This is a genomic window from Tolypothrix campylonemoides VB511288_2 (assembly GCF_045999855.1).
Taxonomy (GTDB): domain Bacteria; phylum Cyanobacteriota; class Cyanobacteriia; order Cyanobacteriales; family Nostocaceae; genus Scytonema; species Scytonema bouteillei_A.
The window spans coordinates 67,174-81,951 of the sequence record NZ_JBFPMW010000010.1 but is presented as its reverse complement, the minus strand read 5'-3'; the positions used below and the strand labels follow the sequence as shown (position 1 = coordinate 81,951).

The following is a 14,778-nucleotide window of genomic DNA, read 5'->3' as shown; positions in this document are numbered from 1 at the left end:
TGGCACTTTAAGGAAGCAGCAAGCTGTTGAATGCTTGAATTTACAAAAAAAGAGATTAAAAAGAATTTGTTTTGAAAGTAATCAAACCTCGTCAGGAAAAATTTTTTTCTCTGTTTGAGAACCATCTTCGTTATCCCTTATAAAAGTGTGAAACTCAAGCTCAGTTAAATCATTTTTTTTATGAAATTTCATAATTTCCCATACAGTAGGAGCTTCTTGTAATTTAGTATTGATAATAACGATCTCAGGTTCTCCAGATTCCTTATCGCTACGCTCAATAATAAAGTTCTGACCGTGATGCCAAAATGTTGTGGTAATTGTTAAAAATTTTTGGATTGTGCTGTCTTTGATTCTAAGTCTTGTATGAGACACCAAAGATGGTTCAACATCTAAGTATTCAATTGCATGGTTGTATTCTGGAACACTATTCCAAACTAGTTCTTCATCTTCATCTAATAAATTTAGATCGAAGTATTCTTCTGGTGACATCTCAACTGTATGCCATTGTGGCTCGTTAGCAATTTTATAATCTATAAATATCTCCAGAGACATATACAAGCATACCTCATATTGAATTTAATAATGGTCTGAATTTGACGGACATAAATTGACCGTATTATTTAATTGAAAAAATCTTTTTACTCCCATTATGAATGAAGTTGAGGAAATGCACAGTATATTAGTTGCTACTTTTTAGTTCACTGGAACACATTAATTTATTAGAAACAGCCGATCTATAATTACAGTGAATCAGTTACGTGATTTGATTACTGATGGACGAGTTGTTCTGGTTGGGGCTGTAAAAAGGGATATATGCTGGACTCACGGAGCATTACTCAAAGCAGTACGTAACAAAACTGAACCTTTATACTTCCCCTACCGATTCCTCAAATATTCCCCAGTTCCTCGTTCGGGATTTACATGGACGTATTTACCCGTAACAGCCAAACTGGAGTGTCCGAGTTGCTTCTGCACGCAAATAGTTGGCGCACCTCTTTTAAGAGCATGAGTTGCATGGGCGTGTCTGAGCCAATTTGGTGAAAACTTAATCCCTGCTTTTTCGCACACCTCTGCCATCAATGCCCTGATACCTCTATCGGTCAGTGCTCTCCCCTTCCTACGATTTGAACAGCTTGGGAAAACTGGATCGTCAGGTGAAGCATCACCCTTGACTGCCAAAAGTGCTGCACTAGTTTCGGGGTCAAGTCTCATAGAGCGCGTCTTACTCCCTTTCCCCGTCACCGTTACAATAATGCAATCCCCATCCTCTCTGATTTGCTTCCATCGCAACCCCGGTTTGGACTCTGCTTTTTTTCCCGCTGTTGCTTCTGTTTCCCCAATCTCCCCCACCTGACAACCGGAATAGTAAATCAACTGAAATAATAGCAGATGGCGATCGCTCAAAATACCTGCTGCTTCCTCTAATTCCCAAATTTGTTGTTCACTCAAGATTCTCTGGGATAAAGTTTCTTCCCACTCCATAGCAAGTTCGGCTGCTGCATTGCATGGAAAATAGCCAATACTTTCTTTCGTCCCAAAAGACCAGAGCGACCTGATAGCAGCAACATATTTAGCAGATGCATTCTGACTCAACCCTTTCCGATCTTTCTGCCCTCGTACTGGCTTTTCCTCCTTAAGCCAAACCACATAAGACTGCAAATGTGCCAGGGTACAGAAACGCAGATCGCTAATTGAGTAGCGATCGCGCATCCAACTGCACAAATCCAGAGCGATCTGACAGTACACCCTTTTGGTTTGAGCGCTTTTAATGTTGGCAGAATTTATCCACAATTCCACTAACTGTTCTGTAGTTTGAACTCTAGCTCTCCCAGGGAAGTAATAATCTCCAAGCATCTGAATTTCTTCCCCAGAAAAGATTTCAGCATCTATAACATCTATTTTGACAATTTCGTTCATAAAGGAAATAACGAGAATTTATCGTTCAAGAGGGATGGCGCTTTGAAGTATACAAAAAAGCATAATTGCAATCTTCTCGTTGAGAAACCGTGTATTTGCTCATCCCCCTTTTCAAGTTTTGAAGCGAGCAACAAGTTTCAATCCCGTTTCCGGGAATCGTTAAGTTTCAAGTTAACAGTTCCTTTATGTAACTTGAACCACTTGATGGCAGTAACTGCCACGATGTGCTTCCACAAGGGCACTGCCATGATGTGCTTCCATTTTGAAAGCAAAGTAGAAAAACAGGGAAGATAGTAAATATTATACACGATGTTTTCCAAAGATTTTATTGTGTAATTTGTAACGTGCGGAGATTTGGGAGCACAAATCAGGAAAATATCTGTACAAATCTTTCGAGTCATAGCCAAGTTGAAATGCAACCTGCTTTAAAGATTGGGGTGGGTTTGATTCGTGATGCTGCTCTAAAAATTCTCGGGCCTTGGGAGCATCAAATGGACGATTAGTTTTAAAGTATTGTTCGGATAATGGTAATTCTTGAAAAACTATAGGATTATCCAGATCTAGTTTCCCTAAATAGATATCAATTAAAGAGATAGATAGTCGGTAGCATACACGTAAGAGTTTATCGAGTTGGGGTAATGCGTTACCAACACGCCAATCTCTTGGGACAGTAGAACTTAAATACATTTGTTCTGCAAAAGCTTTAGCATTGCCTCCAGTTGCTACTTGAATACACTTATCTATAGCAAGAGCTACATATTCTCGCAAAGGTAGTTCAATTAAATAGGGAGCTTGAGCGATTAATAAACCAAGCTGTTGTGCAATAAAGTTTTGCCATTCTATATCTTGGCACCTCAAAAGGTGCGATTCAATCGTTGAACAACTTATACCTAACCAGGAATGGCATCTACAACAAAATCCATTTTTAGTGTTCCAAGCTAGTAGATAAATATTGTGACCGCAATTTGGACAATAATTCATCAAAGGATATTTATGGAGCGGACAAATTTTCAGTGCGGATACACACCAAATTAATGGTTCATATACTGGTAGTCCTTTCTGGCTAGATTCTGAGTAACATAATGGACACCAAGCTTTATATTTACGTAATAAATTTCTAGTCGATAAAACTTGTGACCAGTAGATTAATGTTAAATATTTTAAATGGGGTTGTTGAGTCAGTTTCTGTAAGATTAATACAGGTTCAAGTGCCATAGTTCCAGTCCCGTTCCATGCACCTGTCTGATTAAAAAAGATGTGGAAAAATATATTGGATAAACTATCTAGATTCGGTCCGGGATAACGGCTAATGAGAGGAGCTAATTCCTGAGCCAGTAAGATTCCTGTAGGAACTTGATGAACAGCAGCTAAACGTGTGATGTAGCTGGTAAAACTTTCAGTTAGTGGTGTGCCTAATAATAATGGTTGTAACGGATATAAATGACTACGCTGCGGTAGATTTAATTGCTGGATAGACTCCGGCGATTGTAAATTTAATTGATTAAAGAGCATTTTCACCTCCTCCAACAATATCCCTGTTGGCATTGCGTTCACCAGGACGACGTTTCTTTTTCTGAATTTTTACTTCTGGACTTGTGGGTAAATTATTGTGGCTTGGTTGAGCATGAATATTGGGATTTTGGCTAGAACTAACTATTAAGCCTAAAGACGAACGAAGTTTTTCTACTTGATTCTCTCCAGACAATAAAATATTCTCACCCTCAATTGCTTCCGTTAACATTCGTACAGATTTAGAGACAGCAGGTGCATAAGTTTGTAAGTGGTTTTCATTTAAAGATTTTGATGACTCAGATAAAGCTTTTCTTAGGGACTGTGTCAGCCAATCTTTAACTATTCCTACACACCCAATACTCCGCTCATAAAAGTAATCCCAGCGTTTTTCCAAATCAGGAGTTTCAGGGGTTGGTCGTAATATTCCAATACATCCGGGTCATATTCCATCTCATATATCAATGCCAATTCGTTGCGATGGCTCTCAAACTGAATCACCACACCCATTTTTTTACTTGGGTATCGCCCGACAACATTTCCCACCTTTCCCCTGACCCGTCTTGACGGTGGAGAACTACGTATCGTTTGAATCATTGTATATTGTTGTGGTGACAACTCCACTGATGCCGACCACTCATTAAACTCTGATTCTGTCAGCATTTCTACCTCGGTACGCAATTTTTCCTTCATTGCATACTTCTATTCAATCGAATCTTTTTCCTAGAAAATTTAAGAACTATTAATTTTCTTCTACTTGCTGCCACCAACTGCTTCAAAAAAAATTGGGCTTATCATCAATCAAACCCTTGCGGTGACTATTATCTAGCTTTTTTGTCTGGAGTATTAATTCATACCTTTTTCTCCAGAAATCCCATAATTCTTACAGCTTTTGTACTACACGATTTTAGTACAACCGCCCACTATGTACTCATTTATCTGTCATCAACGCTTCCGTCTTTCGGATGCTCCCAACTAGAATCGCCTCAATACTCAATGATGTTAAACTTTAAAACCATTGCTATGCAACGCTTTTAGCTGTTTGTCATTTGATTACATACTTACTGCCATTTTGCTGCTTCCATTCTTATACTTACTGCCATCCACTGCTTCCGTGATTGTCATAGTCGCCTAAGAAGGCTCAACGCCATCATTACCATTTCAAGCTTTTTTACTGCCATCAACTGCTTCCACTTTACTGCCATCTCCTGGGTAAAGTGACACGGTTCATCGTGTAATCAATCGTTTCAATCCCGTTTCCGGGAATCGCTAAGTTTCAAGTTAGCCAGAACACATAAGATTAATGAGCCAGGGCAACGTTTCAATCCCGTTTCCGGGAATCGCTAAGTTTCAAGAATCACTCAGCATTAGATATTGTTAAACTTATTAAGTTTCAATCCCGTTTCCGGGAATCGCTAAGTTTCAAGTTAATTATTCAAATTCTTTAGTAATTTCAACTTCAAGTTTCAATCCCGTTTCCGGGAATCGCTAAGTTTCAAGTTTTATTAAAATGTTCGCTACTCCTAAAGATGCTTGGTTTCAATCCCGTTTCCGGGAATCGCTAAGTTTCAAGGTGGATGGTGTATTTTAGGCATTCACAAGTTCAAGGTTTCAATCCCGTTTCCGGGAATCGCTAAGTTTCAAGATCAATGTTAGCCTAGTATTAGGAATTCATATTTTAAGGTTTCAATCCCGTTTCCGGGAATCGCTAAGTTTCAAGGCTAATAGGTGTCCGAAAGACAATAAATTCTTTATGTTTCAATCCCGTTTCCGGGAATCGCTAAGTTTCAAGCCGCGACTTTATGAAGCTGATCAAACAAGACGTTCGTGTTTCAATCCCGTTTCCGGGAATCGCTAAGTTTCAAGTGTGCATGACTTTCTCTATGTGCTTGAGTTTGACGTTTCAATCCCGTTTCCGGGAATCGCTAAGTTTCAAGTCGGTCACATAGCAGTCACATAGCGCGATCGCTGTTATTGTTTCAATCCCGTTTCCGGGAATCGCTAAGTTTCAAGTTTGAATCCCCCCCCGCGATCGCGCTGAGGAAAAATTTGTTTCAATCCCGTTTCCGGGAATCGCTAAGTTTCAAGAAGTAGGTGAAGTTGTCCAATTTAAACCAAAATTGCGGTTTCAATCCCGTTTCCGGGAATCGCTAAGTTTCAAGCGTGGCAGAGCACGACTGAGGAGCTTGGTATTGAGTGTTTCAATCCCGTTTCCGGGAATCGCTAAGTTTCAAGATTTTTGTCGCAATTCAATCTTAAAATTCAATTAATGTTTCAATCCCGTTTCCGGGAATCGCTAAGTTTCAAGATGATGTTGTATTGTAATAAACCTACTTAACAAAAGTTTCAATCCCGTTTCCGGGAATCGCTAAGTTTCAAGTATAGAAGATTGGGAAGAGAATAATAAATTAATCAAGTTTCAATCCCGTTTCCGGGAATCGCTAAGTTTCAAGTGGGCAAGACCTCATGAGCTATGGAATGAAAAATTGTTTCAATCCCGTTTCCGGGAATCGCTAAGTTTCAAGCTACCTTGCTAAGGGCGCTTTTATCATGGGAATGTCCGCGTTTCAATCCCGTTTCCGGGAATCGCTAAGTTTCAAGTGTGAGGCGCTCGGATTGCCGTGGGTGTTACTCGTACGTTTCAATCCCGTTTCCGGGAATCGCTAAGTTTCAAGCAAGCAGCCAGCACTTAAGAATCGGAACACTGCAAACTATGTTTCAATCCCGTTTCCGGGAATCGCTAAGTTTCAAGTTTGTGGCGTAGCATTTGTGAATATATGCACCACAATGTTTCAATCCCGTTTCCGGGAATCGCTAAGTTTCAAGCCCAGAGGACATCAAAGATCCGAACAAGAGAGCGGCAGTTTCAATCCCGTTTCCGGGAATCGCTAAGTTTCAAGAGGGCTATTACGACGAGTTTAAATCCGAATTAGCTAGTTTCAATCCCGTTTCCGGGAATCGCTAAGTTTCAAGTTGACCAATTTTAGCCGACCTCCTGTGTGGACAGTTTCAATCCCGTTTCCGGGAATCGCTAAGTTTCAAGGAGTTTTTACCTGTAACGTAGCTGTCTTTAGGGATACGTTTCAATCCCGTTTCCGGGAATCGCTAAGTTTCAAGTTTGTAGTTTGGTAATTTACGTAGCAAAAAAACAAGTTTCAATCCCGTTTCCGGGAATCGCTAAGTTTCAAGCTGGCATTGTTCAGTCAACTCCTACTAAATGGAAGTTTCAATCCCGTTTCCGGGAATCGCTAAGTTTCAAGCACTAAAAGCACAAAGATTAGTAGGTACGGTTTCATCTTGTTTCAATCCCGTTTCCGGGAATCGCTAAGTTTCAAGTCCGCCATCTGAAACCCTTACAGAGCATGAATTCTACCAGACGTTTTGGCAGATCGAAAAAATAACCTCATTTCAGACTGCTTTATTGACATAAAATATCAATAGTTCCAAATCTCAAAATGCTACAACTATTAACTTGTCTAGGTTCTGGCGATTTTGGCAGAACCCCCTAGGTTTTAGCTCCCGCTTCGGTTTGCCAAACATCAATCTAGTAACATTATAAATGGACTGCTTCTGGGCGTCCAGAGATCGGTTAGATATCTTCATGTTAATTGTAGCGATCGCCAACGCCTATAATTGCCTGCTGCAAGGAGGTTGGTAGCCTAAGATGGTATATGAATTAATTGCATACCTGCTTGAATGGGGTCAAAATCTTCGGCAAAAATTGTACTAAGGCTGTATTTTGCTCCGGTAAAGTTTGCAAGAGCAACGACTGCTCCAGACAAGTCAGCACCGCTTAAATTGGCATAGCTGAAGTCGGCTTCTCGCAATCGAGTTTCTAACAAACTAGTTCTTATAAGCATAGCTCCACATAAAGTGGTTCTTAACAATATAGTTTTTTTGAGAACAGCACCCGTCATGAACGAACGATTGAGATTGGCACCCGTTAGATTTGCCTGACTCAATTGAGCTTTATTAAGAATTGCTGTACTGAAATCAGTCTGAAACAAAAGTGCTTCGCTTATATCTGTCCCAGTCAGGTCGGCTTTTCTCAAACTGGCTCTACTCAAATTAATCCCTCGCAACACAACTCCACTTAAATTAGCACCGTTGAGTTCAGACCTTTCAAAGTTACGTTCTCCTTGGCTGTACTGCTCTAATAGTTGTTCGGCACTCATAACTTTTGGCATTCCAAATCCTTTTATCCTTGACATCTGTTCCAAGATAATCTAAGAAAGGAATCAAAATGTTCATGGAAAATCCTTAATTTTTACTGAGTTTCGCTACTTGCAATCGAGCGCGATCGGAAATTGACTCCCATAAAGGCTTCATTCAAATAGGGATAACTGAATCCGTTTGGCTGACTTAACATTATCGAGATTGGACAGCGAAATGCCCAACAACCTCACACCGCGTTCCTCCATGTCAATGGCTTCAAAGAGTTCCCTGGCAACAGCTGCAATCCGATCCAACTCACCGATCGGACTCATTAATGTTTTGCTGCGGGTCAAAAGCTGGTAGTCTGAAAACTTCACTTTTAGGGTTAAAGTCCGTCCGGAAGCTTGATGTTTGTTTGTGCGTTCGTAAAGGATTTGGGCAATTTGTTCCAATTCCACCAGCATTGAGGCGCGTTCGTGTAAATCTTCAGCGAAGGATGTCTCCGCACCAATGGATTTACGGATGCGGTTGGGTTCTACGGCGCGGTCATCTTGACCCCTGGCAATTTTGTAATAGTGCTGTCCTACTTTGCCAAAGTGTTGGGTTAGTTCAGACAGCGATTTCCGACTGAGATCGGCACCAGTACGAATTCCCAACTCGTGCATTTTAGCCGCCGTCACCTCTCCAATCCCGTGAAACTTCTCAATTGGTAACTGTTGGACAAAAGCTTCGGCTTGTTCTGGCAAGATGACCCAAAGCCCGTTTGGTTTGTTCAGTCCCGATGCCATTTTTGCTAGGAACTTGTTGAAGGATACACCCGCAGTTGCAGTTAATCCAGTTTCTTCTAAAATGGCAGCTTTGATGTGTCTGGCAATGGTGGAAGCATAAGAAAGGTTTTGCTTGTTTTGAGTTACGTCCAAGTAAGCTTCATCCAAAGCAACGGGCTCAAATAAGTCAGTGTAATGCTCGAAGATGCTGTGGATTTGCTCTGATACAGCACGGTAAACCTCAAACCGGGGACGGACAAATATCAGGTGGGGACATTTGGAGATTGCAACTCGTGAAGGCATAGCAGAATGAATCCCGTATTTTCTTGCTTCGTAACTAGCTGCTGCTACCACCCCGCGCTCCTTGGGAGACCCACCCACGACTAACGGTTTGCCTCGGTAATCGGGATTGTCCCGTTGCTCAACCGAGGCATAAAAAGCGTCCATGTCTACGTGGATAATTTTTCTTATACGAGCGCCCATCAATGGAGAAAACAAATCCCATAGTATCAATCATATAGTACTTTTGCACTAGAAACGAGATAATAATTATGAAGATAATTCTGTTCGTACTATTAAACTTAGTAAAGCAATGGGGACGCACTGTACGCTGAAATTAGTAAAGGCAGTGAGAAAAGCCAAGTTCTCAATCTTGCGGCTTTGTTTTTCATAGCTTATGAGTTTTTAACTCAGCAGAATACTGAACAACTCATACCACGATAGGTGCGACGCTCGTTCATGCGAATGCGATCGCTCCGGGAGATGGTTGTTACTGTTCCGGACAGTTAGCTTTAATACACTTTACTCTATATTCTCTATTTTCTTTCTCTAATCGTTTAACTTCATTGTTTTGTGATTGAAGTAGATGCTTTAGACTATTCCTCTCTTTCTGAAGCTCTTCCAATTGACTTGTCAGTTTTTCTCGCTCTTGTCGAAATTGCTTAACTTTTTCGGTGAGCGGTCTGACTGCGTTTTCCTCAAGCCGTTTGACTGCACTCTGGGGCTGCTGTCCGAGTTGCTCAATCTGAAATGTAGCACTATCGTATGTTACTTCAACGATTTTGATCCGGTAATTATAAATCCCCTGATAGTCGTAAGACTTTCCTAATTTTCCTATTTGACAGATTTCTTTCTCATCAGACTCAGATTGGATAGCACGAATATTACAATCACTTTCTGTAAAAATGTCAAGATTTTTATAATCATCTGTGCCAATAGTACCCCCTACAGATGAACTAGAGACATCACTGACGGAGATTGAAAGTCCCTTCGGGTCAGTAAGGTACTCTAACTTGCCTTGTTTAACTGTGAGAGTTTGAAATGGGATCGCTTTCTTTTGACGAAGATTGTTGAAGCTAGATATAACTCCAGATATAACTGGCTTTAACTGAGAGCGAAAGATAAAAATACCCGATACCGCGATCGCGGGAATCAGTAGTGCAATTCCAAAAGAAACACCTTTTCTAACTTGTTGAGTAATATACTCTTGGTGTTGCCGTTGTAGGATGAGCCGACGCGACCGTTTTTCTTCAACGTTTTTAATAGCTTGTCTAATGATATGTGCGGGAATTTGTGCTTCTAAACCCGCTTGTTCTAAATCCGCAAGTGAGTAACCAGTGTTTGCCTCAGTAAATAATCGAGCAGCTTCCGCTAGAACTTCAGCTGCCATATCATCAGGAATGCGGGAAGATGAATGACTCATAAATGTTACATCAATTCACCACGTATTTTAGGGAAAAATGCATCCAGCTTCAACCGTACTTATAACTTTGTTTGGACTAAAGGACGTTTTTGCGATAAGCCGGGGGAGGCTTGCGCCGAAGCGATGCTACAAAGCAGCCGATAAAGCGATCGCATTGGCAAAGACGCCCCTCAGTACTTGGAGTTCCCTCCCAAAGCTACATCGAATGGGTAATACGTCGCAAGCGATCGCGCGTACCCCTAACTAAGATTTGCACCTAACCAACTTCCAGGCTTGTTACTGCAAATATACGGTTTATGGGCAACTTAGGAATTTCTCTGGTGTACATTCTAGCTACTTCAGAGACAGGCTTCATTCCGTAACGTTGAGCTAGAGCGATCGCTTCTGGATTGGCATCCGGCACATCCAGAAACACGGGAGCATCGGTTGCCTTAGCAAGCAAAGCAAGTAAGAGTTGTTCGGCAATCTGTCCTTTATTTGCAAATAAAGGTCCAATGCGAAAACCAGTATGGCTTTGTCGGATGACTCCATAACCAACAATATGTCCTTCGCTCATCACTCCTAAAGCAGCACTGTTTGGCTGCTGAATCCATAATTGCAGGAAGCGAACTCGCTCGGTGGGAAAAAAATTGCGCTCGTAAGCAACTAACTCATCAATTGGCACAGCTGCAAGTTCTACGACGTTATCTGGTACTGCACCGCCGCCAATTGCCTTGTAACGAATATGGTTGTAAGCAATTTGGAAACCCGATTTTTTGTAGTTTTCTTGTTGGGCAATGACTCCATCTACACTAATGTTACGCTCGGTACTCAGATATGCCATTGCAGTCTTCCATATTTTGAGCCCAAAGCCCTGCCCGCGAAACTGTGGCTTAACTATGTAAAAACCAATAACGCCAAAGTCTTTTCCGTAAGTTACAGCAGAAATGCTCCCTATTGGCTCGCCGTTCAATTCAGCCAGAAAAAAACCGTGGGGATCGCACTGATAAAAACATTCAGCATCATATATACCAGGATTCCAACCTTCATCTGCTGCCCAAGAAATTACTAACTCAAATTCAAACCTGTTCATCGGGCGAATAATGAAGTTGTCAGCGCTCGTTGGCGATTTTGCAGTCATAATGTCTTTTTTTCTAGGTAATTACCTGAATTTGAACAACTGGGAGAAGTTCTTTTGGATATTCTCGTTCTTCTTCTAAGTCGTCATCCTAATAGTCTTGTTCGTTATCATCAAACATAGTGACACGAAAGTGTTAGTTTACAAACTGTAACTTACTACAAAAAGCCCATTTGTCAATTTTAAAGTAGAAGCAGTACGCAATCTGATTTTCTAGATTGAACCAAAGTAGGATACAGCATTTTGCGATCTTATCTCCATACGTCTTAGGTACCGCGCTGTTAGTTCTCAAGCGCAGCGACTTTACCTATTTGCCCTTAAAATGTAACTTGTAACGCATTCGTTCAACAAGTTAACGGATGGGTTAAAGAGTCTGCACTCGAAGCACTCAGCGATCGTCGAGTTGTTGATGTTGCTCACCACATCATAACAGGTGCAGCATATTTATATCGTCTGCATCATCTCAAACTGCAAGGATGTTTTTTACCTTCTAATGACTGGATTTAGCGTCCTGAATGACATTGTGCTGAAAAGCAAATAATTAGATGATTGCCGAAAAGTGTAATACCCAATGGTCAAAAATCACCACAAGCATTGTCTGCAACTATCAATGATTTCCCTTTCAACCTGTCCGATACTGAAATCATCGAACGCAAACAAATGATTTTACAAGGAGATTGAATTATGAATATAAAAGTTATTGGTTTAGCTGCTATTCTTGGTTTATCTGCACCTGCAATTACAGATATTGTTTTAAATCCTCAAAGTGCTGTAGCGATGCCTACAGATTTTGTTCGTCCGACAGGTGCTTTTACAGATAGCAGTCAAGAATGGGTTGTAAAGCTTAATTTAGACCAATTTGGTATTTATACTTATTCAGGTCAAAATATCAAGCAAGGAAGTGATTTAACTTTAAAAAATCCAGAAATGTCTGGCAATAACCAAAGTTACACTTATACTTTCAAAAATAATAACTACAAATATATTATTACTTATCAACCATCAGACAAAAAACATATTCGTCTTACAGTTGTTAACCCACAGGGAAGTACAATCTTAAATAAACTGATGGCTAAGGTATGAAATTATAGAGATATTTCAACTATTTGCTTGAGGGAAAACATCAGATTTAAGTAGGTGCGGTCTATATAAGTTGACTGCACCTGTTCTTGTTACCAGTATAGGATTAAGGAATAAGGATTATGGATAGAGTCCTGATAGTACAAGGGTTAATTGTATTAGTGACAGTGGGAATAATCCTGTACATTCTATATCTATGCTTGCATTTTTGGCATCAAAAACTTTTTCTATCACAACAACTCCAGCTTCAGCAGGATTTAATGGAAAAGACATTTGCTTCAATTCACAATGGTCCAGTACAAATGTTGGGGTTTCTTATTAGAGAAGTTGAAGTTCAGCCAGTAAATCAACAAGAATTACTAGAGTATCTACGTGGTATTTATCAAGATATTTTAGTAAATGTTGAACAACTGAATATGCCGCATTCTACTTTAAACAGATGAATCGAAAGTCATCAGCATTTAGACTGTCTTGGAGTTTCAAGAAGGCAGGAAGCAGAGAGATTGAAGCTGTAACTTAATTGCAGGACCTTCTGCCATCTGCCCTCGTACTTCTGCCTTCTTGATAAAGTTGACCTTGGGAGAAATCTCCGCATAATTATTAATTGCAATTAGTTCACTATTGGCAGGAATACGTGCCCAGCCTCTTACGTAGAGGTTGGGTTTTTTATTTTATTCAGTGGAGTGGAATATGCAGGAAAGCCTCTGACTTTTCACGGCATCTGGAAAAGGTTATTTTGAGGGTTTCTCAAACCCTAACTTTTACGTTACCTATTTTCATTAAATTAGAGTTATTGAGAATTAGACTGTGGAAAAAGCCACACTGTTTCGTGGTTTGAGTGTGATATATTAGGATTGAAAAAATTATACGGCAAGTTACCGTATAAGAAGTAGTTGGGCAGCACGGAACGAATAAACGACTATAAAGACTCAATGCAGAACTCCCTGAAGCTCGGATTCTTCATCCAGCCCGTCCACCCGCCGTCCCGTTCCTATGGGGACGTTCTTTGCGAGGATCGCGAAGCGGTCGTGCTCGCCGACCGACTTGGCTACCGCGAGGCCTTCATCGGCGAGCATCTCGTTGACTCGGCCGAGACGATCACCTCGAGCCTCGCTTTCATTGCGAATCTCGCCGATGCGTGCCCGTCGATCGCCTTCGGTACCGGCGTGCTTCCGCTCGCCAACTACCACCCGGCGATGGTGGCAGCGCAGGTTGCGATGGTGGACCACCTGGTGCAGGGTCGATTGATCCTGGGAGTCGGACCTGGCGTTGCCGGTGACGCAGAAGCCATCGGAGATTTGGGCTCGGATCGAAATCGCAAGACCCAGGAGGCGCTCGAGCACATGTGCCGGATCTGGAGCGAAGAGCCGCCGTACCGGATCGAAGGCAAGTTCTACCGGACCACCACGGAGCGATCGCTCGATCGAAACATCGGAGTGGGTGTCGCTGTCCGACCGCTGCAAGAGCCCCATCCGCCCATCGCCATCACCTCGATCCGACCGGACGCTCGGGGACCGCACGCCGCAGGAGCACGCGGCTGGTCCGGAATCTCGGCGACCTACCTGGGTGCATACGTAGTCCGGGCCCACATTAAGAACTACCTGGAAGGCCGACGAGCGGCGGGCCTCTGTGCCGATGCTTCCGGGTGGCGCGTGGCACGCAGCGTTTTCGTGGCCGATGACGAGGCCACGGCACATCGCTACGTGCATCGCGAGGGCGGCGCACACGACTTCTATTTCCATGTCATGAGGACCAAGCTCGCGAAGGCCGGCGCGCTGGACGTCATGCGCGACTTTCCCGACCAGCCGGATTCCGATCTCTCTACGAAACGGTGCATCGAGCGTCTCGTAATCGCGGGAACCCCCCAGAGCGTCGCTGACCAGATTCTTGCATTCCGCAACGAGGTCGGCGCGTTCGGCACACTGCTCTACACGGGCCACGACTGGACCGATCCAGCGCTCGCCCAGCGCTCCATGGAGCTCATGGCGAAAGAGGTCTGGCCCCGGATCGAGCGGGCCGCGCATGAGACAACACCAAAAGGTCAAACTGACGGTAAGGCATTTTCAGTCTGATGGATAGCCCAACCATTGCGTGCAGCCGACGCCCGTTAGCGGGTGCGGCTGACGCAGGCGTTAAACCGCTTCGCGTGACGCAAGATGTTCGCGCCTGATTGTATATCTAATGGAGAAAGCTTTTGCGACTGAGACACATAACACACTCTGATTCGGTTCGCAAACATTACACGCGAATTATTTTTTAATTGGATCGGGTAGTGTTTATCATTTGGAACGCTATATTTAAAATTTTGGTGCAGTAGCCAACCTTGGCATCAAGTTTCTAACTCTAACCAACCTCTCCATAAAACTTGTATACCAATGGCACTGTTTTTCCTATGTTCTAAGTATCCTCCTAGGCGGGCGATAGCGCGGATTGCCCATTTAACCGATTGCCGAAAAGTGTAATACCCAATGGTCAAAAATCACAATTGTCTTTGTCCGCAATTATCAATGATTTCCCTTTGATATTCTCCG

The 14,778-nt window shown here is 42.4% G+C and carries 13 protein-coding genes and 1 CRISPR repeat array; of the genes, 4 read left to right on the top strand and 9 right to left on the bottom strand.

From position 1 onward, the window contains the following. Positions 1–81: 81 nt before the first annotated feature. The 8 genes from AB0756_RS26435 to AB0756_RS26400 form a co-directional block, all read right to left on the bottom strand. A complete protein-coding gene (locus AB0756_RS26435; protein ID WP_038080336.1) occupies positions 82–552 on the bottom strand; it encodes a hypothetical protein in 471 nt (156 codons plus the stop codon). Between the two features lie 324 nt (positions 553–876). Then, positions 877–1,917 carry a tyrosine-type recombinase/integrase gene (locus AB0756_RS26430; RefSeq protein WP_063779451.1) on the bottom strand — a complete coding sequence of 347 codons (1,041 nt, stop codon included), beginning with the start codon at positions 1,915–1,917 and terminating at the stop codon, positions 877–879. A 300-nt stretch (positions 1,918–2,217) separates the two neighbouring features. Continuing rightward, positions 2,218–3,429 carry a TniQ family protein gene (locus AB0756_RS26425; protein ID WP_050045238.1) on the bottom strand — a complete coding sequence of 404 codons (1,212 nt, stop codon included), beginning with the start codon at positions 3,427–3,429 and terminating at the stop codon, positions 2,218–2,220. Beyond that, positions 3,419–3,823, bottom strand: a complete 405-nt coding sequence (locus AB0756_RS26420; RefSeq protein ID WP_167844740.1) for a hypothetical protein — start codon at positions 3,821–3,823, stop codon at positions 3,419–3,421. The genes AB0756_RS26425 and AB0756_RS26420 overlap by 11 nt, the downstream gene beginning before the upstream one ends. Continuing rightward, positions 3,775–4,119, bottom strand: a complete 345-nt coding sequence (locus AB0756_RS26415) for a hypothetical protein (protein ID WP_038080333.1) — start codon at positions 4,117–4,119, stop codon at positions 3,775–3,777. The genes AB0756_RS26420 and AB0756_RS26415 overlap by 49 nt, the downstream gene beginning before the upstream one ends. Before the next feature lie 551 nt (positions 4,120–4,670). Continuing rightward, positions 4,671–6,762: direct repeats of the CRISPR family, unit length 37 nt; unit sequence GTTTCAATCCCGTTTCCGGGAATCGCTAAGTTTCAAG. A 323-nt stretch (positions 6,763–7,085) separates the two neighbouring features. Next, the gene (locus AB0756_RS26410; RefSeq protein WP_082051600.1) at positions 7,086–7,637 is read right to left on the bottom strand and encodes a pentapeptide repeat-containing protein; all 552 of its coding nucleotides are present in this window, start codon (positions 7,635–7,637) and stop codon (positions 7,086–7,088) included. 114 nt (positions 7,638–7,751) lie between these two features. Continuing rightward, complete coding sequence (gene dinB / locus AB0756_RS26405; RefSeq protein ID WP_202048646.1) at positions 7,752–8,831, bottom strand: DNA polymerase IV; 1,080 nt, start codon at positions 8,829–8,831, stop codon at positions 7,752–7,754. Between the two features lie 286 nt (positions 8,832–9,117). Then, positions 9,118–10,050: a hypothetical protein gene (locus AB0756_RS26400; protein ID WP_038078324.1), complete on the bottom strand. Its 933-nt coding sequence runs from the start codon at positions 10,048–10,050 to the stop codon at positions 9,118–9,120. 37 nt (positions 10,051–10,087) lie between these two features. Here AB0756_RS26400 and AB0756_RS26395 point away from each other — a divergent pair, with 37 nt between their 5' ends. After that, positions 10,088–10,297 (top strand): hypothetical protein, encoded by a 210-nt coding sequence (locus tag AB0756_RS26395; RefSeq protein WP_137986114.1) that lies wholly within the window; start codon positions 10,088–10,090, stop codon positions 10,295–10,297. Between the two features lie 9 nt (positions 10,298–10,306). On the opposite strand, the gene AB0756_RS26390 is transcribed toward AB0756_RS26395, so the two are convergent. After that, entirely contained in the window at positions 10,307–11,170 is an 864-nt protein-coding gene (locus AB0756_RS26390; protein WP_408104020.1) for a GNAT family N-acetyltransferase, read from the bottom strand. Positions 11,171–11,851: 681 nt separating this feature from the next. Between AB0756_RS26390 and AB0756_RS26385 the strand changes: the two genes are divergently transcribed. From AB0756_RS26385 to AB0756_RS26375, 3 genes are all read left to right on the top strand, one after another. Next, positions 11,852–12,250: a hypothetical protein gene (locus AB0756_RS26385; protein ID WP_038078328.1), complete on the top strand. Its 399-nt coding sequence runs from the start codon at positions 11,852–11,854 to the stop codon at positions 12,248–12,250. 119 nt (positions 12,251–12,369) lie between these two features. Further along, a complete protein-coding gene (locus tag AB0756_RS26380; protein WP_038078331.1) occupies positions 12,370–12,690 on the top strand; it encodes a hypothetical protein in 321 nt (106 codons plus the stop codon). Between the two features lie 489 nt (positions 12,691–13,179). Next, positions 13,180–14,319, top strand: coding sequence for an LLM class flavin-dependent oxidoreductase (locus AB0756_RS26375; RefSeq protein WP_050045237.1), 1,140 nt, complete (start codon positions 13,180–13,182; stop codon positions 14,317–14,319). The last annotated feature ends 459 nt before the right edge of the window (positions 14,320–14,778 follow it).

What these genes read in the sequence shown, in the direction of transcription:
- AB0756_RS26435 (WP_038080336.1), bottom strand. Translation starts at nt 552, where the DNA reads ATGTCTCTGGAGATATTTATAGATTATAAAATTGCTAACGAGCCACAA.
- AB0756_RS26430 (WP_063779451.1), bottom strand. Translation starts at nt 1,917, where the DNA reads ATGAACGAAATTGTCAAAATAGATGTTATAGATGCTGAAATCTTTTCT.
- AB0756_RS26425 (WP_050045238.1), bottom strand. Translation starts at nt 3,429, where the DNA reads ATGCTCTTTAATCAATTAAATTTACAATCGCCGGAGTCTATCCAGCAA.
- AB0756_RS26415 (WP_038080333.1), bottom strand. Translation starts at nt 4,119, where the DNA reads ATGAAGGAAAAATTGCGTACCGAGGTAGAAATGCTGACAGAATCAGAG.
- AB0756_RS26410 (WP_082051600.1), bottom strand. Translation starts at nt 7,637, where the DNA reads ATGTCAAGGATAAAAGGATTTGGAATGCCAAAAGTTATGAGTGCCGAA.
- dinB (WP_202048646.1), bottom strand. Translation starts at nt 8,831, where the DNA reads ATGGGCGCTCGTATAAGAAAAATTATCCACGTAGACATGGACGCTTTT.
- AB0756_RS26400 (WP_038078324.1), bottom strand. Translation starts at nt 10,050, where the DNA reads ATGAGTCATTCATCTTCCCGCATTCCTGATGATATGGCAGCTGAAGTT.
- AB0756_RS26395 (WP_137986114.1), top strand. Translation starts at nt 10,088, where the DNA reads ATGCATCCAGCTTCAACCGTACTTATAACTTTGTTTGGACTAAAGGAC.
- AB0756_RS26390 (WP_408104020.1), bottom strand. Translation starts at nt 11,170, where the DNA reads ATGACTGCAAAATCGCCAACGAGCGCTGACAACTTCATTATTCGCCCG.
- AB0756_RS26385 (WP_038078328.1), top strand. Translation starts at nt 11,852, where the DNA reads ATGAATATAAAAGTTATTGGTTTAGCTGCTATTCTTGGTTTATCTGCA.
- AB0756_RS26380 (WP_038078331.1), top strand. Translation starts at nt 12,370, where the DNA reads ATGGATAGAGTCCTGATAGTACAAGGGTTAATTGTATTAGTGACAGTG.
- AB0756_RS26375 (WP_050045237.1), top strand. Translation starts at nt 13,180, where the DNA reads ATGCAGAACTCCCTGAAGCTCGGATTCTTCATCCAGCCCGTCCACCCG.